This window comes from Staphylococcus sp. M0911 (assembly GCF_003491325.1).
Taxonomy (GTDB): Bacteria; Bacillota; Bacilli; order Staphylococcales; family Staphylococcaceae; genus Staphylococcus; species Staphylococcus warneri_A.
On sequence record NZ_CP022881.1, the window covers coordinates 1,102,032 to 1,127,307 of the forward strand.

The following is a 25,276-nucleotide window of genomic DNA, read 5'->3' on the forward strand; positions in this document are numbered from 1 at the left end:
AAATTTAAAAGGTTAAATAAATCGCTGTCAGATTTAAGCAATGATTTTCATCAATCTGACAGCTTTATAGTTATTTTATAATTGGTTCAATGTGAACTATGACGTTGTTTTTAATCGAGTTAGAAATCATACAATTATTATCAGCAATTTTTAATAATTTTGGTAATCGCTTTTCTAAATTGTCTTTATCTTTGTCTGCTACTTTGATTTCTGGATAATGTGTAATGGATGTCATTTTGAATTTTGCATTTTCAAATACAGCATTGCCGATGGATTGTTGTGTAATTGAAATGTCTTTATAACCAGCTCTTTCAAGTGTTGCTGCCAAGGAAATAATATAGCAAGATGATGCTGCGCTAACTAATAATTCGTCAGGATTGGTACCCACACCAGTACCTTCTAAAGAGGCTGGAATAGATATTTGTTCATTAATCACGTCGCCAGTTACTTGACCAACTTCATTTCTACCACCTTGCCAAGTGGTTTGAACTTTAAAGTCATGTTGGACCATTTAGATTGACCTCCTGTGTCATTATGGTAATTTAAGTTTAGAATATTATTAATCAGATTAAAAGAAAGGTGACTTTCATGTCGAATGAACATTCAAATCAATCATATCAATTAATTGCTCATCGTGGTTTACCACAAGACTATCCTGAAAATACATTAATAGGCTACCAACATGCTTTCGCATTACCTATAGATATGTTAGAAATTGACATACATTATACTAAGGATAAGCAACTTGTTGTCATTCACGACGATACGATAGATCGTACATCTAATGGTAAAGGTAAAGTTAAAGATTATACATTAGAAGAATTAAAAAAATTGGATTTTGGTTCTTATCATGAGGGTCATTTTGAAGGCGAACAAATTCCAACATTTGATGAAGTATTAGATTTACATTCTCGAAGTTCAAAAAAATTACTGATTGAAATTAAAAAGCCAAGCCAATATCCGGGCATTGAAAAGATGATTGTAGATCAACTTAAAGAGAAACAAGTTCCAACACATAAGGTAATCTTGCAATCTTTTGATTTTGACAGTGTCAGTAAATTAGCGCATATGAATGTGCCTTATGAACTAGGTGTGTTAATAAGTAAGAAAAAATATTGGTATAAATCACCAGATTTTAAAGCGATTGCAAAAATTGCTAACTATATTAATCCTAATTATAGCATTGTTAACAAACATTTTATGGAAAAAGCACATGCTGAGCATTTAAAAGTGATGCCATATACAGTTAATGATTCTAAAGAAGCAAGAAAACTCATAGACCTAAATATTAATGGTATTATTACGGATATACCTGACCGATTATAAAGATAAATCACTATAGAAAAGGGGGGAGTGGGATAGAAATTATAAAGAACCACTAATCATTTATGATGTAGTGGTTCTTACACATTAGTCACAGCTAATGTGTACTTTAAAATAGGAATGCATGAGTGAAACTCATGCATAAGAAATACTAATTTCTAAAGAAAAAGTATTTCTTTATCGTTATCCATCCCCAACTTGCATTGTCTGTAGATTTTCTTTTCGAAATTCTCTATGTTTGGGGCCCGTCCCCCCGGAAAGGTTGACTAGAAAGGAAAATACTTATTATAAGTGCTTTTTCATTTCAGTCAACTAAAGCCTAAATATAAATGTAACTTGACGTATATATCTATGTCCCAGCCTGTAATTATTTATGGAAATAAAAAAACACCCAATCTCCAAAGAGAAAGGGTGAAGAATATAAACATATTATCTTGAGTAGTACTCAACGATTAATTGTTCATTGATTTCAGCTGGTAACTCGCTACGTTCAGGGAAACGAACGAAAGTTCCTTTTAAGCTGTCTGCATCAAAGTTTAAATATTCAGGAACAAAGTTGTTGATTTCAACAGACTCAGTAATGATATTTAATTTTTGAGATTTTTCACGAACAGCGATTTCTTGACCAGGTTTTAATGAATATGATGGGATGTCTACGCGACGGCCATCAACTTCGATGTGACCATGGTTAACTAATTGACGTGCTTGACGACGTGTACGAGCTAAACCTAATGAGTAAACTACTGCGTCTAAACGACTAGCAAGTAAAATCATGAAGTTTTCACCGTGTACACCGTATTGTTTAGCAGCGATGTCAAATGTGTTACGGAATTGACGTTCTGTCATTCCATATAAGTAACGTAATTTTTGTTTTTCACGTAATTGTAAACCATATTCTGATAATTTTTTACGTTGGTTTGGACCATGTTGTCCTGGTGCGTAAGGACGTTTTTCTAATTCTTTACCTGTACCGCTTAAAGAAATACCTAAGCGACGAGATTTTTTCCAGTTTGAACCTCTGAATCGAGCCATAATAAGACTCCTCCTTTTTCTTTTTTGTTGTTATGAATAAACAAAAAAGAGTGTTATATGCTTATTAAGATATGTTGTTTTATGTGTCTTCACCTTATAGCGACAGTTACACGGCACGTCCGCATTGGGAACAACATAGCGCTCAATAATATACAACTGCTATTTTCGTTAATTCACACAAACTTCATTGTAACAGTTTATGCGTAAGAGTCAATACTTTTAATTCAACTATTTAATTTGGTTTTCTATTATCGAAACAACTTTTTCCAATTCTTTGCGGTCTTCATTATTAAATCTATTTTTAATTGGCGCATCAATATCTAAAACACCAATAATTTCATTGGCCTTATGTATTGGAATGACAATTTCTGAATTACTATTGGCATCACATGCTATGTGTCCAGGAAATTGGTGGACATCTTTTACAACTTGTGTTTCATTATTAGAGACTGCTGTACCACAAACGCCTTTACCAATTTGTATATGGACACAAGCAGGGTGTCCTTGGAAAGGACCTAAGATGAGTTCGTTATTTTCAATTAAGTAAAAACCAACCCAATTAACTTGGTCTAAGTGATCATTGAGAAGTGCAGATGTGTTACTCAATATCGCTATTAAATTTGATTCATCCTCTATTAAGCTAATGAGTTGTTTTTGTAGTAAGTCATAATTTGTGTTTTTGATGTCTGACATATTGTCTCCCCTTAACCGTTATTTTATATAAGTATAAGGTGTATAAAATATTCTATCAATAAATACATTTTCTGATTTAATGAAAAGACAAATTACGTTATAATATAGAGTGATAACATAGGAGGAGAAGTATATATGGTGTTATATATCATTTTAGCAATAATAGTTATTATATTGATTGCTGTGGGTATCATGTTCTACTTGCGATCGAATAAACGACAGCTCGTTGAAAAAGCTGAAGAACGTAAATTAGATATTGAAAAATTACCTTTTGATCAAAATATTAAAAAATTATCTAGTTTAAACCTAAAAGGTGAAACTAAAACGAAGTACGATGCAATGAAGAAAGACAACTTAGAAAATACTAATCAATACTTAGCTCCTGTCGAGGAAAAAATTCACAACGCTGAAGAACTTTTAGATAAGTTTAACTTTTCAGGTGCTCAAGCAGAAATTGATGATGCGCATGAATTAATGGATCAATACGAAGCAAGTTATAATAATCAAGTTTCACAAGTGGATGAAATAGTTGCATTACATAAAGATAACGAAGCATTATATGAAAAATGTAAAGTAGATCATCGTGAAATGAAACGAGATATATTAGCTAATCGTCACCAATATGGTGAAGCAGCTGGTCCATTAGAATCAGAAATTGAAAACTTTGAACCAAAGTTATCTCAATACGAAGTTTTAAAAGCCGACGGAAATTATGTTCAAGCGCATAACCATATTTCAGCTTTACATGAAGAAATGCAACAATTAAAAGAATATATGGAAGAAATACCAGAATTAATTCGTGAAGCTCAAAAGGAACTTCCTGGTCAATTCCAAGATTTAAAATATGGTTGTAGAGATTTAAAAGTCGAAGGCTATGATTTAGATCATGTTAAAGTAGATGGTACTGTTCAAAGCCTTAAAACAGAATTGAGTTTCGTAGAACCAATGATTAGTAGATTAGAATTAAATGAAGCGAATGACAAACTTGAATATATCAATGATAAGTTAGATGAAATGTATGACTTAATCGAACATGAAGTTAAGGCAAAGAATGAAGTTGAAGAAACTAAAGATGTTATCACTGATGACTTATTCAAAGCCAAAGACATGAATTATACATTGAAAACAGAAATTGAATATGTTCGTGAGAATTACTATATTAATGAATCAGATGTTCAAAGCGTAAGACAGTTTGAAAATGAAATTCAAAATCTTATCTCAGTATATGATGAGATTCTTAAAGAAATGTCTAAGTCGGCTGTTAGATATAGTGAAGTACAAGATAATTTACAATATTTAGAAGATCATGTAAGTGTGATTAATGAAAAGCAAGATAAATTACAAAATCATTTAATTCAATTACGTGAAGACGAAGCTGAGGCAGAAGATAACTTATTGCGCGTACAATCTAAAAAAGAAGAGGTTTATCGACGCTTATTAGCTTCTAACTTAACTAGCGTGCCAGAACGATTCATTATTATGAAGAATGAAATCGATTATGAAGTACGTGAAGTTGATGAACAATTTAGTCAAAGACCAATTCACGTCAAACAATTAAAAGATAAAGTTGCTAAAATCGTCATTCAAATGAATACATTTGAAGATGAAGCGAACGATGTATTAATTAATGCAGTTTATGCTGAAAAGCTAATTCAATATGGTAACAGATACCGTAAAGATCACCAAAGTGTTGATAAAAGCTTAAATGAAGCAGAACGTTTATTTAAAAACAATCGTTATAAGCGTTCTATTGAAATTTCAGAACAAGCACTTGAAAGTGTAGAACCTGGTATTACGAAACATATTGAAGAGCAAGTAATTAAATCATAACGATTTTAATTAATAATAAGACATGGTTTCCATTTAATTGGAAGTCATGTCTTTTATTTTTACAAAAAAATAGTATAATGCATGAGTATGCTTATTTAGAAATGCTTTTTAATAGTTAAATAACGAAAAAATATAATTAAACTGAATAAATAATTACTCATAGTAGTCTAAGTATAGAAATATACTATATCAATGATATTTGACAGTAGTATATAAAATTAGCTAAGTAAAAAATGTAGAAAGTGAAGTGTTATCAGTGATTTATTTAGATAATGCAGCAACAACCAAAGTAGATCCTAGTGTTTTGAATTCCTTTGTAAAGGTAAATGAGACATTTTATTATAATCCTAATAGTCCTCATCAGGCTGGCTTACAAGCAGAAAAATTGTTGCAACAAGCGAAAGAACAAATTAATCAAGCACTAAGATTAAATCACTCATATGATATTATTTTTACAAGTGGTGCTACAGAATCTAATAATATGGCGTTAAAAGGAATAGCTTATCGCAAAAAAGATACAGCCAATGAAATCATAACCTCTGTATTAGAACACCCTTCAGTATTAGAAGTAGTGAGATATTTAGCTGAAAAAGAAGGTTTTGTATTAAAATATGTCAATGTTCAATCAAATGGGCAGATAGATATCGAGCATTTGAAGACCATAATGAATGAACGGGTAGGCCTTGTAACATGTATGTATGTCAATAATATTATGGGGCAGATTCAACCAATACAACAAATTGTCAATGTACTAAAAGATTACCCTAAAGCGCACTTTCATGTAGATGCGGTACAAGCTTTAGGAAAAATACCGTTCAATATAGAAGGTATTGATAGTTTGAGTTTAAGTGGTCATAAATTTAACGGTTTAAAAGGACAAGGACTTTTGATCACTAGAACAGCACATAATATCGAGCCCATTATACATGGTGGAGGTCAAGAATATGGCGTTCGCAGTGGTACAATTAATTTACCAATGGCAGTATCAATGGCAAAAGCCATTAATAATGCTATGAAACAGACAGATGAATTGCATCAAAGATTGTCTTCTTACCAACAACAAATTAGAGCCATGGTTCAAACATACCCTGGTATTAAAATTAATTCTCCTGAAGATGCTGCACCACAAATCATCAATTTAGGATTTCCTGGTGTTAAAGGGGAAGTTTTAGTCAATGCGTTCTCAAAACAAGATATTATGGTATCTACTACGAGCGCTTGCTCTTCTAAAAGGGGTAAACTCAATGAAGTATTGCTTGCAATGGGTATTTCTGACCGACAAATTGAAGGAAGTATTAGAATATCAATGGGACAGATGACTACACAAAAAGATATCGATAACTTTAAAGATAAATTTGAAATTATATATGAAGAAGTGAAGGAGTTGTTGAAGTAATGAGATATGACCACTTAATAGTTAGATATGGTGAGTTAACACTTAAAGGTTCAAACCGTAAAAAATTTGTGAATCAATTAAAAACTAATGTGACACGAGCTTTGAAGCCTTTAGAAGGATTCCATATTAAAGGTAAAAGAGATCGTATGTACATAGAGTTGTTCGAAGAAGCGGATATTGATGAAATCATACATCGATTATCTAAAGTGTATGGTATTAAATCAATCAGTCCGGTATTGAAAACAGAAAAGAATGATCAAGCCATGGCTAATGTCGCTGTGCAATTAGCGCAATCATTTGATCATGGTTCAACATTTAAGATTGACGTTAAGCGATCAGATAAGTCTTATCCTAAAGATACTTATGAGCTACAGCGAGAAATTGGTGGAGCAGTATTAAAAAATGTGGAAGGACTAACAGTAGATGTGAGACAACCACAACATGAAATTCGTGTAGAAGTGCGTTTAGATGCAATCTATATTTATGTGGAAGTCATTCAAGGATCCGGAGGTTTACCAGTTGGTACAGGCGGTAAAACGCTTTTGATGTTATCTGGAGGAATTGATTCACCTGTTGCAGGTATGGAAGTAATGAAACGTGGTGTGACAATTGAAGCGATACATTTCCATAGTCCGCCATTTACGAGTGAAAAAGCTAAAGAAAAAGTTATAGAACTGACACGTATAATGTCTGAACGTGTTGGTCCAATTAAATTACACATCGTGCCTTTTACAGATTTACAAAAACAAATCAATAAGTCAGTACATCCAAGATATACGATGACTTCCACTCGTCGATTAATGATGAGAGTGGCTGATCAATTAGTGCATAAAATTGGCGCTTTAGGTATCGTCAATGGTGAAAACCTTGGACAAGTTGCAAGTCAAACACTCAATAGCATGTATGCGATAAATCACGTTACATCAACGCCAGTGTTACGCCCTTTATTAACGCTTGATAAGGAAGATATTGTGAAAAAGGCTAAAGAAATTGGTACTTTCGAAGTTTCCATTCAACCTTATGAAGATTGTTGTACCATTTTCACCCCTAAAAACCCAGTAACAGAACCAGACTTTGATAAAGTTGTAGAATACGAAAGTGTATTTAACTTTGATAGTATGGTGGATGAAGCTGTCGAAAACATTGAAACAATTATGGTAGATAAAAATTATAAATCTGAAAAAGATAAATCAACTGATGCTTTAATGGAAGATTTATTCTAATAAATAATCGCAAAGGGGTCATGACATGGAATGGGATATATATGTCATATTGATTATTGTTTTGTTTGGATTTTTAGCATCATTTATTGATTCAGTCGTAGGTGGTGGAGGATTAATTTCTACTCCTGCACTACTAGCAATTGGATTGCCACCTGCAGTAGCACTAGGAACAAATAAATTAGCAAGTTCATTTGGGACACTGACAAGCACCATCAAGTTTATTAGATCAGGTAATGTTGATTTGAAAATAGTATCCAAACTGTTTCCGTTTGTCCTTATAGCATCATCAGCTGGTGCTTATTTAGCAACACTATTACCTGCACAACTTTTAAAACCATTAATTATTATTGCATTGTCATTAGTATTTATTTATACCTTAGTAAAAAAAGATTGGGGTTCAGTTAGGACGTTCACCACTTTCACACGAATGAAAGCCATTATGTTTGTCATGGCATATCTTATTATTGGTTTCTATGATGGATTTATTGGTGGTGGTACAGGGTCATTCATGTTATTTGTATTACTTATGTTTGGATTTGACTTTTTAAGTGCAGCAGGCAATGCTAAAGTACTCAATTTCGCATCCAATATAGGGGCTTTAATCTTATTTATGATATTAGGACAAGTTGATTATTTTTATGGACTAATAATGGCAGTCAGTATGATCTTAGGTTCATATGTGGGTGCACAATTCGCCATAAGTAAAGGTGTGGGTTATGTTAAATTGTTATTTATAACAGTCACTGCACTATTGATACTTAAAAATGCATTTGACTACTTATTACCTTTTTTTACAAATTAATATAATTAAAATGAAAGCAAATCTTTATTGAAGTAGATGGACTTAAACGTAAGTACTATCAATTCATAATAAGATTTGCTTTTTGAATAAATCGAATGTTCCTTAGTAAAAATATTTAACACTATATATAACGAATTTTTAAGATATAAAAGTTTAAAATTGAATTTGGTCATATTGATGTCGTATGATATTAATGGATGAAAAATATAAATAGGAGGTCATATATATGACTGAAATTACATTTAAAAATAACCCAGTAACATTATCAGGACAACAAGTGAATGAGGGAGATGTTGCACCTAATTTCACAGTATTAGATAACGATTTAAATCAAAAATCTTTAGATGACTATGCTAATAAGAAAAAATTGATCAGTGTAGTACCATCTATTGATACTGGTGTATGTGATCAACAAACACGTAAGTTTAATGAAGAAGCATCACAAGAAGATGGTGTTGTATTAACAATTTCAGTTGACCTACCATTTGCACAAAAAAGATGGTGTGCATCTAATGGTTTAGATAATGTGGTAACATTAAGTGACCATAGAGATTTATCATTCGGTGAAAACTTTGGTGTGGTGATGGAAGGCATGCGATTATTAGCTCGTTCAGTATTCGTACTAGATCAAGACAACAAAGTGGTATATAAAGAAATTGTAAGTGAAGGTACAAACTTCCCAGATTTCGAAAAAGCCTTAGAAGCATACAAAAATTTATAACTATTTGTCTAAAGATGGAAACTTTTAGATAGTAGTGTGAGAAATAAGCATCCATTGTTTTTTACAAGTGATAATATGACATCAACTGATTTCACTATGAAAGCGATGGATGCTTTTTATAGAGAGGGATTTAAATGGCAGAAGAAAATACGATTATGGAAAGATTATTCCATCACTTAGATGAAAAAGCTAAAACTTTAAACCAAGAAAATGGACAAAGTTTTATAGAAAATCTAGGGTTAGCAATGGAAGATATCTATACTAATCAACGAGAAATGTTAGAACAAGCTACTCTTCAAGATAGAAGAAAAGCATTCCAATTTGCATATTTAAGTTTAATGCAAGAAGAAAATATACAGGCTAATCATCAAATCACACCAGATTCAATTGGTTTAATTTTAGGTTTCTTAGTTCAACGATTTACACAAGATAATGACGAGTTGCATGTGGTTGATATTGCAAGTGGTGCAGGTCACTTAAGTGCTGCTGTTAAAGAAGTGTTAACTGAGACAACAATTATGCATCATCTTATTGAAGTGGATCCAGTGCTTTCTAGAGTGAGCGTTCACCTTGCAAACTACCTAGAAATACCTTTCGATGTATATCCACAAGATGCTATTATGCCACTACCATTAGAAGAATCTGATATTGTAATTGGTGATTTGCCTATTGGTTATTATCCAGTAGATGACCGTAGTAAAGAAATGAAACTAGGTTTCAAAGAGGGGCATAGTTACTCCCATTACTTGCTTATTGAACAAGCTGTTAATGCATTAAAAGGGGCAGGATATGCATTTTTAGTTGTTCCAAGCGAGTTATTCTCAGGAGAACATGTGAAACAGTTAGAAAAATTCATTACTACAGAAACGGAAATGCAAGCATTTTTAAATCTACCATCTACGTTATTTAAAAATGAAAAAGCGCGTAAATCTATACTGATATTACAGAAGAAAAAAGCAGATGTAACAAAACCAGTTGAAGTATTCCTAGCGAATATTCCTGATTTTAAAAACCCACAACAATTCCAAGGTTTTATAACTGAATTAAATCAATGGATGGACACAAATCATACAAAAAAATAATCTGTAACAGTATAGAATTCAAACTGTATTAATGATAAAATAAAATGTGAAAAATATAACTAAACAAATGATGGAGGACAAAATCTTATGTCAAAATTAATTTTGGCGATTAATGCTGGTAGTTCATCTTTGAAATTCCAGCTTATTAGAATGCCTGAAGAAAAAACAGTAACAAAAGGCGTAGTAGAAAGAATTGGTATGGACGATTCTATTTTTACAATTCTTGTTGAAGGGGAAAAATTAACTGAAGTCAGAGATATTAAAGATCATGAAGAAGCAGTTAACTTGATGTTAGAGAAATTTAAAGAACATCATATTATCGAAGATATCAATGAGATTCAAGGTACTGGTCACCGAGTTGTACACGGTGGTGAAACATTCCCTAAATCAGTAGTTGTTACTGATGAAGTTGAACAACAAATTGAGGCATTGAGTGAATTAGCACCATTGCATAACCCTGCTAACTTAATGGGTATTAGAGCATTTAGAAAGCTATTACCTGAAATCCCACATGTTGCAGTTTTTGATACATCATTCCACCAAACCATGCCAGAACAAGCATATTTATATAGTTTACCTTATCGTTATTATGAAGATTATGGTATTCGTAAATATGGCTTCCATGGTACAAGTCATAAATATGTATCACGACGTGCGGCTGAAATATTAGGTAAACCTATTGAAGATTTACGTATTATTTCATGTCATATTGGTAACGGAGCTTCAATCGCAGCTATTGATGGAGGAGAATCAATTGATACATCAATGGGATTCACACCATTAGCAGGTGTAACTATGGGTACACGTTCAGGTAACCTAGATCCAGCATTAATTCCATATATTATGGAAAAAACTGGTAAAAATGCAGATGAAGTTCTTAATATCTTAAATAAAGAATCTGGTTTATTAGGTATCACTGGTACATCTAGTGACTTACGTGACTTAACTGAAGAAGCTAAACATGGTCGTCACAGAGCACGTGTAGCACTTGATTTATTTGCCTCTAAAATCCATAAATACATTGGTTCATATGCTGCAAGAATGCATGGTGTTGATGTCATTGTATTTACTGCAGGAATAGGTGAAAACTCTCATATTATTCGTGGTAAAGTATTAGAAGGCTTAGAATTTATGGGTGTTTATTGGGATCCTAAGAAAAATGAAAACCTCCATGGTGAAGAAGGAGATATTAACTACCCACATTCACCTGTTAAAGTTCTTGTAGTACCAACAGATGAAGAAGTAATGATATCTAGAGATGTCATCAAATATGGTGGTTTAGAAACTGAAGAAACATCTTCAGAAGAAAATGTTGAATCAAAATAATATAGTGAATGAGAGGAGCGACAATGTCGTTCCTCTTTTAGTTTATAGAGATAACTTTATTTTGGTAAATTAATTATGAAATAAAGGAATAACAATTTTCTACAGAATATAAAAAAGCCAGCAAATGTAATCATTTGCTGGCATAATAATGATAATTTTATTATCAATTAATTTGAATATCTTTCACGTAATTGTGGTGTAGCAACTTGTGGTTGGAAATCATTTGGCATTTCTTCAGTTCTTACGACTAGCACATCACATGGTGCGTGTCTAACAATGGCTTCAGAAACTGAGCCTACGATAAAACGCTCAACTGCATTAAGACCTGAAGTACCACTCATAATTAAGTCTGCACCAACTTCAGGTGCGATTTTTTTAGGGATAATTGCTTTTGGTGAACCGAATTCTAAACGCGTTTCAACGTTTGTAACACCAGCATTTGTCGCAACTTCTTTATAACCATTCAATAATTCTTCTGAGAAGTGCTTAGATTTTTTAGTAAATTGAGCATCATATACCTCATAAGAAGAATAAGTTCTTGAATCAATGACATTCACAATTGTAAGTTTGGCATCGTTACGTTTAGCAACGCCAACTGCTTTATTAAATGCCCATTCTGCTTCGTGTGAACCGTCGACTGCGATTAAAATATTTTTGTAAGTAATCATCGTCAGTACCCCTTTCGTCTTTTCTTACTTATATATTACCACATTTTTCAGAAAATATTACTCTAAAAATTAACATTTTTGTGTATTTTTGTAGGCGCTTTCATTTGTGTTTTAGTAGGCTTTCGCGTTACTATAATAGAGGAGGTGTGTGGAATGAAAATAGGTATTCCTAAAGAGATAAAAAACAATGAAAACAGAGTAAGTCTATCACCGAGTGGTGTACATGCCTTGGTTGAACAAGGACACACTGTTTTAGTAGAAACTAATGCTGGAATGGGCTCATACTTTGAAGATATAGATTATAAAGAAGCAGGGGCTGACATTGTTTCAGAAGCATCACAAGTTTGGGATGTTGATATGGTCGTTAAAGTTAAAGAACCATTAGAAGTAGAATATCAATATTTCAAAGAAGGTTTAATTTTATTCACTTATCTACATTTAGCAAATGAAGAAAAATTAACACAAGCGCTTGTAGATAATAAAGTGATTGGTATTGCCTATGAAACTGTACAATTACCAGATCGTTCATTACCATTGTTGAGTCCGATGAGTGAAGTTGCAGGTAGAATGGCAACACAAATCGGTGCTGAATTTTTACAAAAGTTTAATGGCGGTATGGGTATCTTACTTGGAGGCGTGCCAGGTGTGCCTAAAGGTAAGGTGACAATTATTGGTGGTGGCCAAGCAGGTACAAATGCAGCAAAAATTGCATTAGGTTTAGGCGCAGATGTCACTGTATTAGACGTTAATCCTAAACGTCTACAAGAATTAGATGATCTGTTTGATGGAAGAGTACATACTATTATGTCAAACCCATTAAATATTGAAATGTATGTTAAAGAAAGTGATTTAGTTATAGGTGCAGTATTAATTCCAGGCGCTAAAGCACCAAATCTTGTAACAGAAGATATGATTAAACAAATGAAAAATGGTTCTGTAATTGTAGATATTGCAATTGACCAGGGTGTAATTTTTGAAACTACAGACAAAATTTCAACTCATGATGATCCAACTTACATTAAGCATGGCGTTGTTCATTATGCAGTTGCTAATATGCCTGGTGCAGTACCACGTACATCTACATTAGCATTAAATAATGCTACATTACCTTTTGCTCAGATATTAGCAAACAAAGGCTATAGAGAGGCATTTAAATCTAACCATGCTTTATCTTTAGGTTTAAATACGTATAAAGGTCATGTAACACATCAAGGTGTTGCAGAAGCATTCAATATGAAATACACAACTGTTGAAGATGCATTAAAATAATTTGAAATTATCAATATATATAAATAACACCCTCAAATACATCTAATACATTTGAGGGTGTTAATAATGTTGAAGACAGGATTATTTTTCGTAATGCGTTAATATTTCACAACCACTATCTGTAACTAAAATATCATCTTCAATACGTACACCAGCAACCCCCGGTACATAAATTCCAGGTTCAATAGTAATGACCATTCCCGCTTCTAAAACATTATCATTAGTGCTAGAAACATCTTGGTATTCATGTTCTTCTAAACCTAAACCATGGCCAAGACGATGAGGGAAGTAGTCACCATAGCCTGCTCGATCAATAATATCTCTCGCGATTTTATCTATTTCTTTTAATTTTACACCTGGGCGAATAGCATCAATTGCTGATGTTTCAGCATCAAGAACAATATTATATATATCTAAAGCTTCTTTAATTGGTGTGCCAAATTGTACAGTTCTAGTCATGTCACTACAATAGTGATTATAGATGACACCTAAATCAAAGAGAACTAGCTCATTATTTTGTAATTGACGATTACCTGGAACACCATGTGGTGAAGCAGCGTGATCGCCAAATAATACCATAGTGTCAAAGCTCATTTCATTCACACCATATTTCTTAATTTCATTTTCGATATGATTCACAACTTCACGTTCACTGATGCCTTCTTTTAAATAGTTTACACCGATTTCTATACATTTATCTGCTAAATGAGCAGCATGCTTAATTTTTTCAATTTCATCAATTGACTTGATGTTTCTTAAGTTTTTAATCGTTTGGTCGATATCACCAAATTGTTCTACATGAAAGGCTTGTGTTATTTCACGTTGGCGTTTAACTGTTAAATGTTCACTTTCAATTAGCATACGTTCGAATGATTGTTGATATAAATCGAAAGGATTTTCAGTATCTAAATAACCTATAATTTGACCGTCAAAAGGAGACGCTTTAACTTCTTCAACTTCCATTTTAGGGCAGAATAAAACAGTTTCACCACTAGCTTGAATTAATAATGCAAATAATCTTTCATGCGGTTCGCTACGATAGCCAGTAAAGTAATAAATGTTTAATGGTGTAGTGATCCAAGCAGCATCAGCATTTTCTTTTTGTAGATAATTAATAATTTCATTGATTTTTGTCATGAAGTTTTCCTCCTTTAAATGATTAACTTAATTTTATGCTAAAAAACTACATATTTCAAAGTTTGAATTATTCCATTCTTTCGTGTTATAAAACGCAGTCGCTAGGGTATAATATGCATATAAACGATTAGGAGGGCTAAGATAATGAAACTTTCATTTCATGGTCAATCAACAATTTATTTTGAAGGAAACGGTAAAAAAGTCATTGTAGATCCTTTTATTTCAGGAAATGATAAATGTGATTTAGATGAACAAAGATTAGATGTAGATTATATTATTTTAACTCATGGTCATGAAGACCACTTTGGCGATGTAGTAGAATTAGCTAATAGAAATCACGCTACAGTTATCGGTAGCGCAGAAATTGCTGGATATTTAAGCACTTATCATGGTGTAGAAAATGTAAGAGGTATGAACATTGGTGGTAAAGCTGAATTAGATTTCGGTAGCGTTAAATACGTACAAGCTTTCCATAGTTCAAGTTATACACATGAAAATGGTATTCCTGTATATTTAGGTATGCCAATGGGTGTTGTAATTGAAGCAGAAGGTAAAACTATTTACCATACAGGAGATACAGGTCTATTTAGTGATATGGAATTAATAGCTAAACGACATCCTGTAGATGTATGCTTTATCCCAATTGGTGATAATTTCACAATGGGCATAGATGATGCAGCTTATGCTATAAATGAATTCATTAAGCCTAGCATTTCAGTACCAGTTCATTACAATACATTCCCATTAATTGAACAAGATCCAGAGCAATTTAAAGATGCAGTTAAAGTAGGGGAAGTTCAAATATTAGAGCCAGGACAAGAGGTTCAATTCTAGTCAATATTGTCGGAGCGGGACGGAAATAAATTTTATTAAAATGTTATTTCCGTCCCGCTCTTATTTTTCAGTAAATAAAAAACACTAATTATCCATCAAAGGCGTGTGAGCCTCAATAGATAACTAGTGTAAATAAGCTAAGTAAGATTTTATTTTACGATTAGTACAGGGATAGTTGCTCGTTTAGCAACTTTGTGACTTACGCTACCAAGAACGAATTTTTTCTTTTCTTCAGCTTTGCGGTTACTCAAAACTACAATTTCATATTTGCCACTATTTGCATGTTTAAGTAATTCTTCTTTAGCATTCCCGCGAACGATAATTTGATCATAATCAATACCATAGCTTTCTAAAATATTACGTGTTTTTTCTAAACGTTTACTACGCTCTTCGGTAATTTTGTCTAAGTGAACTCCAGCTTTAATAGACGCTTGAGCATCTTGTTCATTAATAGCATTTAAAATAGTGACTACTGCGTCATCAGCAGCAAGTTTTGAAACCTCTTCTAAAGCTTTTTCATTTTTTAATTGAGTGTCTACGCCTAATAAAATCTTTTTATACATAAGATCACCCCTCCTCATTTCCATTCTAATAAAAAAAGATGGATATTTCCATTTAAATTAAAAGGTTTTTTAATAAAATTATCATTTTACAAAAGTTGTAAATTTAATATAAGGGTTTTAATCATTTAGGAGTGTGCGTCAATGATTTTTTTTCATTAAAAAGTTATAATAGGCATAACATTGTTCTAAGAAGAGGTAACGTAATGACTAAACATGAACAAATTTTAAAGCATATTGAATCATTAGCAATTGGTTCAAAAATCTCAGTTAGGAAAATCGCCAAAGATTTAGCTGTATCTGAAGGTACAGCCTACAGAGCAATTAAAGATGCTGGACAGCTAGGAATGGTTACAACTATTGATAGAGTAGGAACTGTTCGAATTGAAAAACGAAATCGTGATGAAATAGATAATTTAACATTTAATGAAATTGCAAATATTGTTGAAGGACAAATTATTGCTGGTAAGAATGGCGTCAATAAAACGGTATCTAACTTTGCCATTGGCGCTATGGAAATAAGTGATATCTTAAGATATATTGGACCGCAAACTTTATTAATTATAGGAAATAGAAGAAATGTACAACTCGAAGTATTAAAACGTGGTACAGCCATTTTAATTACAGGTGGATTTCAACCAACAAAAGAAGTCATTCAATATGCAGATGATCACGATTTACCAGTATTGTCATCTAGCTATGATACGTTCTTAGTTGCAAATATCATTAACCGTGCGATGTTCAACCAAAAAATTCGAAAAGAAATTTTAGTGGTAGAAGATATTGTAAAACCAATAAACGAATTGTCTGTATTATTAAACACAATGACTTTAGAAGATTATAAACAAATCGCGAATGAAACGGGACATACACGTTTTCCTGTTGTAAATAAAGATTACAAGTTAGTAGGTATCGTAACCAGTAGAGAAATTATTAATATGAACGACAATGATATGATTGAAGATGTTATGACTAAGCATCCTATCAGTGTTAAGTTGTCAAACACTGTCGCAAGTTGTGCACATTTATTAATTTGGGAAGGTATTGAACTTCTACCAGTTACCGATAATAATAAAAAAGCAGTCGGTGTTATCAATAGACAAGATGTATTGAAATCAATGCAGTTACTAGGGAGACAACCACAAATTGGTGAAACGATTAATGATCAAATTGCTAAACATATTACTATTAATCATGATGGTATTCAAACTGATGTATCTCCATTATTAACCAATCATTATGGTACCTTAAGTAAAGCAGTATTTGTTGGAATTATAGAAGAAACTTTACGACATGAAATGAGAAAGTATAAAAAGGGTAATGTGATGATAGAAAGTTTAAATATCATTTACTTAAAAACAGTGCCTATTGAAACTGGTGTTGATGTTAAATATGAAATGCTCGATGTAGGGAGATACTTTGCGAAATTAGAAGTGACGATGTATTGTCAAAATGAAAAAGTAGCGATTGCATCAGTTATAAGTCAAATGTTTGAGGGATATTAATAAAAGATCAACTAGAGGAGTTAATATAAATGGAAACACTTATGAACGATATAATGAAAGAAATTGAATCAAATGAAATAGTAATTATTCATAGACATGTAAGACCTGATCCAGACGCGTATGGGTCACAATTAGGATTGAAATATTATTTACAACTTAAATTCCCAGATAAAGATATATATGCAGTAGGTGATGAAGAAGCGTCGCTTAACTTTATAGGGTCATTTGATCAAATTGAGAATAACGTTTATAAAGAAGCGCTTGTCATAGTATGTGATACTGCGAATGCGCCACGTGTAGATGACCAGAGGTTTACTTTAGGTAAGAAAGTATTGAAGATTGACCATCACCCGGCAGTAGATCAATACGGTGATATTAATTTAGTTAATACAGAAGCATCATCTACAAGTGAGATCATTTACGATATGATTTCACATTTCAATGATGAAAGTATCATTAATGAAGATGTCGCACGTGTGCTTTATTTAGGTATTGTCGGAGATACTGGCCGCTTCTTATTCGGTAATACAACACAACATACAATGGAAGTTGCAGGAAAACTACTTGGTTTCCCATTTGATCATAATGCTGAGCTCAATAAAATGTCTGAAAAGGACCCTCGCTTAATGCCATTTCAAGGTTATGTACTACAAAATTTCGAATTGCATAGTGATGGCTACTGCCAAGTCAAAATTACTAAAGATGTATTAGAACAATATAAAATTAAAGCAAATGAAGCATCTCAATTTGTAAATACAGTAGCAGATATTCAAGGACTTAAAATCTGGATGTTTGGTGTAGACGAAGGAGATCAAATTCGATGTCGTTTACGCTCTAAAGGGCAATATGTCATTAATGATATAGCAAATGATTTTGGTGGTGGCGGTCATCCTAATGCCTCAGGTGTCTCTGTATATAGTTGGGAAGAATTTGATGCATTAGCACACGCTTTACGTCAAAAGCTTAATTAAATAAAAAAAGAAAGGAGTCATACAAACATGGTTGCATATTTAAATATTCATACGTCATACGATTTATTAAATTCTAGCTTAAGAATATCGGATGTCGTTAAAAAAGCTAAGAACGAAGGCGTTGAACACCTTGCAATCACAGATACTAATGTTTTGTATGGCTATCCTAAATTTTATGATGCGTGTTTAGAAGCGGGGATACACCCTGTTTTTGGTATGACCGTCTATTTAACTGATGGGTTGTATCAATTGGAGACTGTACTATTAGCACAAAATAATGATGGCTTAAAAGATTTATATCAATTATCATCAGCGATTAAAATGAAAGAAAAAGAAGATATTCCTATTGAGTGGTTGAAACGTTATGCAAATCATCTCGTCATCATATTTAAAAGTGCCGAAGAACATCATCTACAATTTATTGATGCTTTTAATGATAAAGAACATGTCTATCTTAACCAAGATTGTATTGCGATTAATCATAGATCGTTTGTTTGGTTGAATACCATGCGTTATTTAAATAATGAAGATGCCGATACGATTTCAGCACTTCAAGCCATTAAAGAAAATAGTAAATTAGATTTAGTAGCTGAACAAGAGGATTACCATGAACATGTATTTAATAAAAACGAACTTCGAAATTTGGAAATTAATTTGGAAATTAATGATGAATTAATCATTAAAACTGACGAAATTGCACAATTATGTACTGCTGAGTTAAATTATCATCAATCATTACTGCCTCAATTCCAAACGCCGAATGGTGAACTTTCGAAAACATACTTATGGCAAAAACTAGAAGAAAAGTTAAATCATTTAAATTTGAATCGACCAGACTATTGGGAGAGATTAAAACATGAGTATGACATTATCACAAATATGGGATTTGAAGATTACTTCTTAATCGTAAGTGATTTAATTCATTATGCTAAAACGCATGATGTAATGGTTGGACCTGGCCGTGGGTCTTCAGCAGGATCACTGGTAAGTTATCTACTTGGTATTACAACAATAGATCCTATTAAATTTAATTTGCTCTTCGAACGTTTTTTAAATCCAGAACGAGTAACGATGCCTGATATCGATATTGATTTTGAAGACACACGACGTGAAAAAGTGATTCAATATGTTCAAGAAAAATATGGACAATTACATGTTTCAGGTATTGTAACGTTTGGCCATCTACTTGCAAGAGCTGTTGCACGAGATGTGGGACGTATTATGGGATTTGAAGAAATAACGCTAAATGAAATTTCTAAATTAATCCCTCATAAATTAGGCATCACATTAGAAGAAGCTTATCAGAATGATGAATTTAAACAATTTGTCCATCGTAATTATCGTCACGAACGCTGGTTTGAAATATGTAAAAAGTTAGAGGGATTACCTAGACATACATCAACTCATGCTGCAGGAATAATTATTAATGATCATGCTTTATATGAGTATGCACCTTTAACTTTAGGTGATACAGGATTATTAACACAATGGACAATGACTGAGGCAGAACGCATTGGTTTATTAAAAATTGACTTTTTAGGTTTAAGAAATCTATCAATTATTCATCAGATTATTAATCAAGTTAAAAAGGACTTGAATATCAGCATTGAAATAGAAAGTATACCTTTTGATGATCCAAAAGTTTTCGAACTATTGTCTCAAGGAGATACAACTGGTATTTTCCAATTAGAGTCAGATGGCGTACGTCGAGTATTGAAAAAGTTAAAGCCTGAACACTTCGAAGACATCGTTGCTGTTACTTCGTTATATAGACCAGGGCCTATGGAAGAAATTCCAACTTATATTACACGAAGACACGATCCATCAAAAGTAGAATATTTACATGAAGACTTAGCTCCTATATTGAAAAATACTTATGGCGTTATTATTTATCAAGAACAAATTATGCAAATCGCCAGTCAATTTGCCAACTTTAGTTATGGTGAAGCAGATATTTTAAGACGTGCAATGAGTAAAAAGAATAGGGCTGTACTTGAAAGTGAAAGACAACACTTTGTTGATGGTGCTAAACAAAATGGCTATGACGAATATATGAGTAAACAAATTTTTGATTTAATTTTAAAATTTGCTGACTATGGTTTCCCTAGAGCACATGCAGTTAGTTATTCAAAAATCGCTTATATCATGAGTTATTTAAAAGTCCATTATCCTAATTATTTTTACGCTAATATATTAAGTAATGTTATTGGCAGTGAGAAAAAGACGGCTGCCATGATTGATGAAGCAAAACATCAGAGCATTACAATACTCCCACCCAATATTAATGAAAGTCATTGGTTTTATAAAGCAACCAACGATGGCATCTATTTATCATTAGGAGCTATTAAAGGGGTAGGATACCAAAGTGTGAAACTTATCGTAGACGAGAGATATCAAAATGGTGACTTTAAAGATTTCTTTGATTTTGCAAGACGCTTACCTAAAAGAGTTAAAACTCGAAAATTATTAGAGTCTTTAATTTTAGTTGGTGCCTTTGATATATTCGGTAAAAATCGAGCTACGTTATTACATTCAATTGATCAAGTCATTGATCAAGTAACTGATATAGAACAAGATGATATGTTATTTGATTTCTTCACGCCAAAACAGTCATATGAAGAAAAAGAAGAGTTATCCGATCAATTAATAAGTGAATATGAAAAAGAATACCTAGGATTTTACATCTCTAAGCACCCAGTAGAGAAAGAATTTAACAAGAAACAATATTTAACAATATATAAATTAAGTAATGCTAAAAACTATCAACCTATTTTAGTACAGTTTAATCAAATTAAGCGGATTAGAACTAAAAATGGTCAAAATATGGCATTCGTAACCTTGAATGATGGCGTTCATTTACTGGATGGCGTGATATTTCCAAATCAATTTAAAAAGTATGAACTTGATATATCTGAAGAGCAAATTTATGTTGTTCAAGGAAAATTTGATCAACGAAATGGTAAAAAGCAGTTGATTCTTAATGATATTTATACAGAAGAAGCATTTGAAGCATTTAAATTGAACCAAACAAAACAAATTATTGTTAGACGAGTTGACCAAGTTAAAGGGTTCTATCAATATTTAGATCAAGAAAATACAAATCAATCCATTGAGGTTTTATCATTTAATTATCAAACAAACGAGATGACAAGATTAGGTTATATTAAGAAAAATTCAGCTTTTTTATCTGATTTAGTAAAGTTATTTAAACCAAGTGATATCCGTTTTGTATAACTTTTATCCAGTATTGAATTGTGATATAGTAAACTGATGATTTAAATTTTAATCATCAGTTTATTTTTATAATTGTTTTTTGTTCTATTTGTTTGTAAATGGCATTATCTTATTGGTCGATTAATGATAAAATATGAATGATCAGCAGAAAAAATAATTATAAAAGTAGTGACTGATAATTAAATTATTGCTAGTTTTAATTCACTTTACATCCTATAGGTAAGCAATTCATTATTAGTAGTATGTAAAAACATATTATAATAAAAACTGAATGATAACTAGCAACATCTAATTCTTATAACTAAATAAATAGGGGTTGATATTTGATGTCTTTAAGAGACGAAGCACTAGAAATGCATAAAGAAAACCAAGGAAAATTAGAAGTAACGCCTAATGTTAAAGTTACCAATAAAGAAGAATTAAGTCTGGCTTATTCTCCAGGTGTTGCCGAACCATGTAAAGAAATTCATGAAGATGAAAGAAAAGTATATGACTATACAATTAAAGGTAATACAGTTGCGGTCGTTACTGATGGAACCGCAGTATTAGGTTTAGGTAACATTGGCCCTGAAGCTAGTATTCCTGTTATGGAAGGTAAAGCTGTGTTGTTCAAAAGTTTTGCTGGTGTGAATGGTGTACCTATTGCACTTGATACAACTGATACTGAGGAAATTATTAAGACAGTTAAATTAATCCAACCTAATTATGGTGGTATAAACTTAGAGGATATCTCAGCACCACGTTGTTTTGAAATCGAGGAGCGATTGAAAAAAGAGACCAACATTCCCGTCTTCCACGATGATCAACATGGTACAGCGATAGTGACAATGGCAGGATTAATCAATGCACTTAGAATTGTTGATAAAGATTTATCAGATATTAAAGTCGTTCTTAATGGTGCAGGCGCAGCAGGAATAGCTATTGTGAAATTACTTTATTCATATGGTGTTAGAAATATGGTTATGTGTGACTCAAGAGGTGCCATATTTGAAGGAAGAAGTTATGGCATGAATGACACAAAAGAATACGTCGCTAAATGGACAAACAAAGATAAAACTGAAGGCGAACTTAGTGAAGTTATTAAAGATGCTGACGTATTTATAGGTGTATCTATTGCGGACCTACTTTCTAAAGAAATGGTAGAGAGCATGGCCAAAAATCCAATTATTTTTGCAATGGCGAATCCTAATCCTGAAATCAATCCTAACGATGCTAAAGATGCTGGTGCGAAAGTTGTTGGAACTGGACGTTCAGATTATCCAAACCAAATTAATAATGTATTAGCATTCCCAGGTATATTTAGAGGTGCATTGGATACAGAAGCAACCCATATTAACGAAGAAATGAAAAAAGCTGCAGTTGAAGCGATTGCAGACTTAATCGATAGTAAAGAATTAGAACCAAATTATTGTATTCCTGGACCATTTGATAAACGTGTTGCGCCATCTGTTGCTCGTGAGGTTGCTAAAGCAGCTATGGAATCTGGTGTAGCTCGAATTGAAGTTGATCCACAAGATGTGTATGATAAAACAATGAAATTAACAGATTTAAAATAATATTGATAAATATATTCATATAGAATACTATATTTGGATGAAGTTTAATTATAACGACATTTATAACGTGTAAGTTACAAATGTCGTTATAGTACTTTATCACTATACATAATTATAAATGCTTCATGAGTATAAATTTAATCCTTATAAAGGTCAGAGGTTTTTGGAGGTTTCCCTATGTTTAAAGATTTTTTTAATCGAACAAAGAAAAAGAAATATCTAACAGTTCAAGATTCTAAACAAAATGATGTACCAGCAGGAATCATGACTAAATGTCCTAAATGCAAAAAGATCATGTATACCAAAGAATTAGATGAGAACTTAAATGTATGCTTCAATTGTGACCACCATATTTCATTATCTGCTTACAAAAGAATCGAAGCAATTTCTGACGAAGGTACATTTAATGAATTTGATAAAGGCATGACATCTGCTAATCCTTTAGATTTTCCTGGTTACATTGAGAAGATTGAAAAGGATCAGAAAAAGACAGACTTAAATGAAGCCGTTGTGACTGGTACTGCTAAATTAGATGGTATTGAATACGGTGTAGCCGTAATGGATGCACGTTTTAGAATGGGTAGTATGGGTTCAGTTGTTGGTGAAAAAATTTGCCGAATCATTGATTATTGTACTGAGCATCGATTACCATTTATCTTGTTCTCTGCAAGTGGTGGTGCCCGTATGCAAGAAGGTATTATTTCATTAATGCAAATGGGTAAAACTAGTGTGTCATTAAAAAGACATTCTGACGCAGGATTACTATATATTTCATATATTACGAATCCTACTACAGGTGGTGTGTCTGCAAGTTTTGCATCAGTGGGTGATATTAATTTAAGTGAACCCAAAGCATTAATCGGTTTCGCTGGACGACGCGTGATTGAACAAACGATTAATGAAAAATTACCAGAAGATTTCCAAACTGCTGAATTTTTATTGGAACATGGTCAACTTGATAAAGTAATACATCGTAAAGACATGAGAACAACACTTGCTAATATATTAAATCTGCATCAAGAGGTGAAAAGCTAATGCTTGATTTTGAAAAGCCACTTTTTGAAATTAGAAAGAAAATTGATTCGTTAAAAGAATCTCAAGAAAAGAATGATGTTGATTTACAAGAAGAAATCGATATGCTTGAAGCTTCTTTAGAACGCGAAACAAAAAAAGTTTATACAAATTTAAAACCATGGGATAGAGTACAAATAGCTAGATTACCAGATAGACCGACATCTTTAGATTATATCCCTATGATTTTTGATTCATTTATAGAATTACATGGAGATCGTAATTTTAGAGATGATCCAGCTATGATCGGCGGTATTGGTTACTTAAATGGAAAGGCAGTAACTGTTGTAGGTCAACAACGTGGTAAAGATACTAAAGATAATATTTATCGTAATTTTGGTATGGCACATCCAGAAGGTTATAGAAAAGCATTAAGACTTATGAAACAGGCTGAAAAGTTTAATCGACCTATATTCACATTTATTGATACTAAAGGTGCATACCCTGGTAAGGCAGCTGAAGAAAGAGGGCAAAGTGAATCTATTGCTACCAATTTAATAGAAATGGCTTCTTTAAAAGTACCTGTCATTGCAGTCGTTATCGGTGAAGGTGGTAGTGGTGGTGCACTTGGTATCGGTATTGCTAACAGAGTATTAATGCTTGAAAACAGTACGTACTCTGTTATTTCTCCAGAAGGTGCAGCAGCATTACTATGGAAAGATAGTAATTTGGCTAAAATTGCTGCAGAAACAATGAAAATCACAGCACATGACTTACATGAATTAAAGGTAATAGATGATGTGATTAACGAGCCACTTGGCGGCGCACATAAAGAAATGGAGACTCAAGCGCAATCTATTAAAAAGGCGTTTGTTACTCATCTAAATGAATTAGAACAGCTTAATAAGGAACAATTAGTTGAAGATCGCTTTAATAAATTTAGAAATATAGGTTCTTTTGTAGAATAAAGAGGAATAGAGTAGTAGTCATTTTATAGACTATTACTCTATTTTTAATATTGTTAAAATAAAAGTCAAAATTAAAAACGTTTACATCAATATAACTCCTTTCTTTTGATGGAAGAAGTAAAAAATTTGTGGTAA

22 protein-coding genes are annotated in these 25,276 nt (G+C 32.5%); 16 read left to right on the plus strand and 6 right to left on the minus strand.

Features of this window, described 5'->3' with window-relative positions; all coding sequences use genetic code 11:
• Nucleotides 1–70: 70 nt before the first annotated feature.
• A complete protein-coding gene (locus ssp1_RS05460) occupies nt 71–511 on the minus strand; it encodes an OsmC family protein (RefSeq protein ID WP_002452193.1) in 441 nt (146 codons plus the stop codon).
• 77 nt (nt 512–588) lie between these two features.
• Between ssp1_RS05460 and ssp1_RS05465 the strand changes: the two genes are divergently transcribed.
• Nucleotides 589–1,326 (plus strand): glycerophosphodiester phosphodiesterase, encoded by a 738-nt coding sequence (locus ssp1_RS05465; protein ID WP_075778981.1) that lies wholly within the window; start codon nt 589–591, stop codon nt 1,324–1,326.
• A 426-nt stretch (nt 1,327–1,752) separates the two neighbouring features.
• Here ssp1_RS05465 and rpsD read toward each other — a convergent pair whose 3' ends face one another.
• Complete coding sequence (gene rpsD / locus ssp1_RS05470; RefSeq protein ID WP_002467124.1) at nt 1,753–2,355, minus strand: 30S ribosomal protein S4; 603 nt, start codon at nt 2,353–2,355, stop codon at nt 1,753–1,755.
• Between the two features lie 228 nt (nt 2,356–2,583).
• A complete protein-coding gene (locus tag ssp1_RS05480) occupies nt 2,584–3,048 on the minus strand; it encodes a GAF domain-containing protein (protein WP_002452196.1) in 465 nt (154 codons plus the stop codon).
• A 135-nt stretch (nt 3,049–3,183) separates the two neighbouring features.
• Between ssp1_RS05480 and ezrA the strand changes: the two genes are divergently transcribed.
• The 7 genes from ezrA to ssp1_RS05515 all read left to right on the plus strand — a co-directional run bounded on the left by ezrA (nt 3,184) and on the right by ssp1_RS05515 (nt 11,428).
• A complete protein-coding gene (gene ezrA / locus ssp1_RS05485) occupies nt 3,184–4,878 on the plus strand; it encodes a septation ring formation regulator EzrA (protein ID WP_002452197.1) in 1,695 nt (564 codons plus the stop codon).
• A gap of 256 nt (nt 4,879–5,134) precedes the next feature.
• A complete protein-coding gene (locus ssp1_RS05490) occupies nt 5,135–6,274 on the plus strand; it encodes a cysteine desulfurase family protein (protein WP_118828143.1) in 1,140 nt (379 codons plus the stop codon).
• Nucleotides 6,274–7,497, plus strand: a complete 1,224-nt coding sequence (gene thiI, locus ssp1_RS05495; protein ID WP_002452199.1) for a tRNA uracil 4-sulfurtransferase ThiI — start codon at nt 6,274–6,276, stop codon at nt 7,495–7,497. Before ssp1_RS05490 ends, thiI begins: the two co-directional genes overlap by 1 nt.
• 25 nt (nt 7,498–7,522) lie before the next feature.
• A complete protein-coding gene (locus ssp1_RS05500) occupies nt 7,523–8,299 on the plus strand; it encodes a sulfite exporter TauE/SafE family protein (RefSeq protein WP_075778473.1) in 777 nt (258 codons plus the stop codon).
• 226 nt (nt 8,300–8,525) lie between these two features.
• Entirely contained in the window at nt 8,526–9,020 is a 495-nt protein-coding gene (gene tpx / locus ssp1_RS05505) for a thiol peroxidase (RefSeq protein ID WP_002452201.1), read from the plus strand.
• A gap of 134 nt (nt 9,021–9,154) precedes the next feature.
• Nucleotides 9,155–10,102, plus strand: coding sequence for a class I SAM-dependent methyltransferase (locus ssp1_RS05510; protein ID WP_002452202.1), 948 nt, complete (start codon nt 9,155–9,157; stop codon nt 10,100–10,102).
• Between the two features lie 87 nt (nt 10,103–10,189).
• Nucleotides 10,190–11,428 carry an acetate kinase gene (locus tag ssp1_RS05515; RefSeq protein WP_002452203.1) on the plus strand — a complete coding sequence of 413 codons (1,239 nt, stop codon included), beginning with the start codon at nt 10,190–10,192 and terminating at the stop codon, nt 11,426–11,428.
• 167 nt (nt 11,429–11,595) lie between these two features.
• On the opposite strand, the gene ssp1_RS05520 is transcribed toward ssp1_RS05515, so the two are convergent.
• Complete coding sequence (locus tag ssp1_RS05520; RefSeq protein ID WP_118828144.1) at nt 11,596–12,096, minus strand: universal stress protein; 501 nt, start codon at nt 12,094–12,096, stop codon at nt 11,596–11,598.
• 153 nt (nt 12,097–12,249) lie between these two features.
• Between ssp1_RS05520 and ald the strand changes: the two genes are divergently transcribed.
• On the plus strand, nt 12,250–13,365 hold the full coding sequence (gene ald / locus ssp1_RS05525; protein WP_107536260.1) for an alanine dehydrogenase: 1,116 nt from the start codon (nt 12,250–12,252) through the stop codon (nt 13,363–13,365).
• A gap of 81 nt (nt 13,366–13,446) precedes the next feature.
• Here ald and ssp1_RS05530 read toward each other — a convergent pair whose 3' ends face one another.
• Nucleotides 13,447–14,502: a M24 family metallopeptidase gene (locus ssp1_RS05530; protein ID WP_107536259.1), complete on the minus strand. Its 1,056-nt coding sequence runs from the start codon at nt 14,500–14,502 to the stop codon at nt 13,447–13,449.
• A gap of 144 nt (nt 14,503–14,646) precedes the next feature.
• Here ssp1_RS05530 and ssp1_RS05535 point away from each other — a divergent pair, with 144 nt between their 5' ends.
• Nucleotides 14,647–15,336, plus strand: coding sequence for a metal-dependent hydrolase (locus ssp1_RS05535; RefSeq protein WP_075778470.1), 690 nt, complete (start codon nt 14,647–14,649; stop codon nt 15,334–15,336).
• Nucleotides 15,337–15,485: 149 nt separating this feature from the next.
• Here the strand turns inward: ssp1_RS05535 and ssp1_RS05540 are convergent, their stop codons facing one another.
• On the minus strand, nt 15,486–15,899 hold the full coding sequence (locus tag ssp1_RS05540) for a universal stress protein (RefSeq protein WP_002452208.1): 414 nt from the start codon (nt 15,897–15,899) through the stop codon (nt 15,486–15,488).
• Nucleotides 15,900–16,102: 203 nt separating this feature from the next.
• Between ssp1_RS05540 and ssp1_RS05545 the strand changes: the two genes are divergently transcribed.
• The 6 genes from ssp1_RS05545 to ssp1_RS05570 all read left to right on the plus strand — a co-directional run bounded on the left by ssp1_RS05545 (nt 16,103) and on the right by ssp1_RS05570 (nt 25,141).
• Nucleotides 16,103–17,401 (plus strand): DRTGG domain-containing protein, encoded by a 1,299-nt coding sequence (locus tag ssp1_RS05545; protein WP_075778469.1) that lies wholly within the window; start codon nt 16,103–16,105, stop codon nt 17,399–17,401.
• 29 nt (nt 17,402–17,430) lie between these two features.
• On the plus strand, nt 17,431–18,372 hold the full coding sequence (locus ssp1_RS05550; protein WP_107536258.1) for a DHH family phosphoesterase: 942 nt from the start codon (nt 17,431–17,433) through the stop codon (nt 18,370–18,372).
• A 27-nt stretch (nt 18,373–18,399) separates the two neighbouring features.
• Entirely contained in the window at nt 18,400–21,606 is a 3,207-nt protein-coding gene (locus tag ssp1_RS05555) for a DNA polymerase III subunit alpha (RefSeq protein WP_075778467.1), read from the plus strand.
• Between the two features lie 326 nt (nt 21,607–21,932).
• Entirely contained in the window at nt 21,933–23,162 is a 1,230-nt protein-coding gene (ystJ, locus tag ssp1_RS05560) for an NADP-dependent malic enzyme (protein ID WP_075778466.1), read from the plus strand.
• A 177-nt stretch (nt 23,163–23,339) separates the two neighbouring features.
• A complete protein-coding gene (gene accD / locus ssp1_RS05565; protein WP_002452213.1) occupies nt 23,340–24,197 on the plus strand; it encodes an acetyl-CoA carboxylase, carboxyltransferase subunit beta in 858 nt (285 codons plus the stop codon).
• On the plus strand, nt 24,197–25,141 hold the full coding sequence (locus tag ssp1_RS05570) for an acetyl-CoA carboxylase carboxyltransferase subunit alpha (protein WP_002452214.1): 945 nt from the start codon (nt 24,197–24,199) through the stop codon (nt 25,139–25,141). The genes accD and ssp1_RS05570 overlap by 1 nt, the downstream gene beginning before the upstream one ends.
• Nucleotides 25,142–25,276: the final 135 nt, after the last annotated feature.

Excerpts from the sequence above, each read along its gene's own strand:
- ezrA (WP_002452197.1), top strand. The coding sequence starts at position 3,184 with ATGGTGTTATATATCATTTTAGCAATAATAGTTATTATATTGATTGCT.
- ssp1_RS05540 (WP_002452208.1), bottom strand. The coding sequence starts at position 15,899 with ATGTATAAAAAGATTTTATTAGGCGTAGACACTCAATTAAAAAATGAA.
- ssp1_RS05550 (WP_107536258.1), top strand. The coding sequence starts at position 17,431 with ATGGAAACACTTATGAACGATATAATGAAAGAAATTGAATCAAATGAA.
- ssp1_RS05460 (WP_002452193.1), bottom strand. The coding sequence starts at position 511 with ATGGTCCAACATGACTTTAAAGTTCAAACCACTTGGCAAGGTGGTAGA.
- thiI (WP_002452199.1), top strand. The coding sequence starts at position 6,274 with ATGAGATATGACCACTTAATAGTTAGATATGGTGAGTTAACACTTAAA.
- ssp1_RS05480 (WP_002452196.1), bottom strand. The coding sequence starts at position 3,048 with ATGTCAGACATCAAAAACACAAATTATGACTTACTACAAAAACAACTC.
- ssp1_RS05500 (WP_075778473.1), top strand. The coding sequence starts at position 7,523 with ATGGAATGGGATATATATGTCATATTGATTATTGTTTTGTTTGGATTT.
- ssp1_RS05570 (WP_002452214.1), top strand. The coding sequence starts at position 24,197 with ATGCTTGATTTTGAAAAGCCACTTTTTGAAATTAGAAAGAAAATTGAT.
- ssp1_RS05520 (WP_118828144.1), bottom strand. The coding sequence starts at position 12,096 with ATGATTACTTACAAAAATATTTTAATCGCAGTCGACGGTTCACACGAA.
- ssp1_RS05545 (WP_075778469.1), top strand. The coding sequence starts at position 16,103 with ATGACTAAACATGAACAAATTTTAAAGCATATTGAATCATTAGCAATT.
- rpsD (WP_002467124.1), bottom strand. The coding sequence starts at position 2,355 with ATGGCTCGATTCAGAGGTTCAAACTGGAAAAAATCTCGTCGCTTAGGT.
- accD (WP_002452213.1), top strand. The coding sequence starts at position 23,340 with ATGTTTAAAGATTTTTTTAATCGAACAAAGAAAAAGAAATATCTAACA.
- tpx (WP_002452201.1), top strand. The coding sequence starts at position 8,526 with ATGACTGAAATTACATTTAAAAATAACCCAGTAACATTATCAGGACAA.
- ald (WP_107536260.1), top strand. The coding sequence starts at position 12,250 with ATGAAAATAGGTATTCCTAAAGAGATAAAAAACAATGAAAACAGAGTA.
- ssp1_RS05510 (WP_002452202.1), top strand. The coding sequence starts at position 9,155 with ATGGCAGAAGAAAATACGATTATGGAAAGATTATTCCATCACTTAGAT.
- ystJ (WP_075778466.1), top strand. The coding sequence starts at position 21,933 with ATGTCTTTAAGAGACGAAGCACTAGAAATGCATAAAGAAAACCAAGGA.
- ssp1_RS05515 (WP_002452203.1), top strand. The coding sequence starts at position 10,190 with ATGTCAAAATTAATTTTGGCGATTAATGCTGGTAGTTCATCTTTGAAA.
- ssp1_RS05535 (WP_075778470.1), top strand. The coding sequence starts at position 14,647 with ATGAAACTTTCATTTCATGGTCAATCAACAATTTATTTTGAAGGAAAC.
- ssp1_RS05465 (WP_075778981.1), top strand. The coding sequence starts at position 589 with ATGTCGAATGAACATTCAAATCAATCATATCAATTAATTGCTCATCGT.
- ssp1_RS05555 (WP_075778467.1), top strand. The coding sequence starts at position 18,400 with ATGGTTGCATATTTAAATATTCATACGTCATACGATTTATTAAATTCT.
- ssp1_RS05530 (WP_107536259.1), bottom strand. The coding sequence starts at position 14,502 with ATGACAAAAATCAATGAAATTATTAATTATCTACAAAAAGAAAATGCT.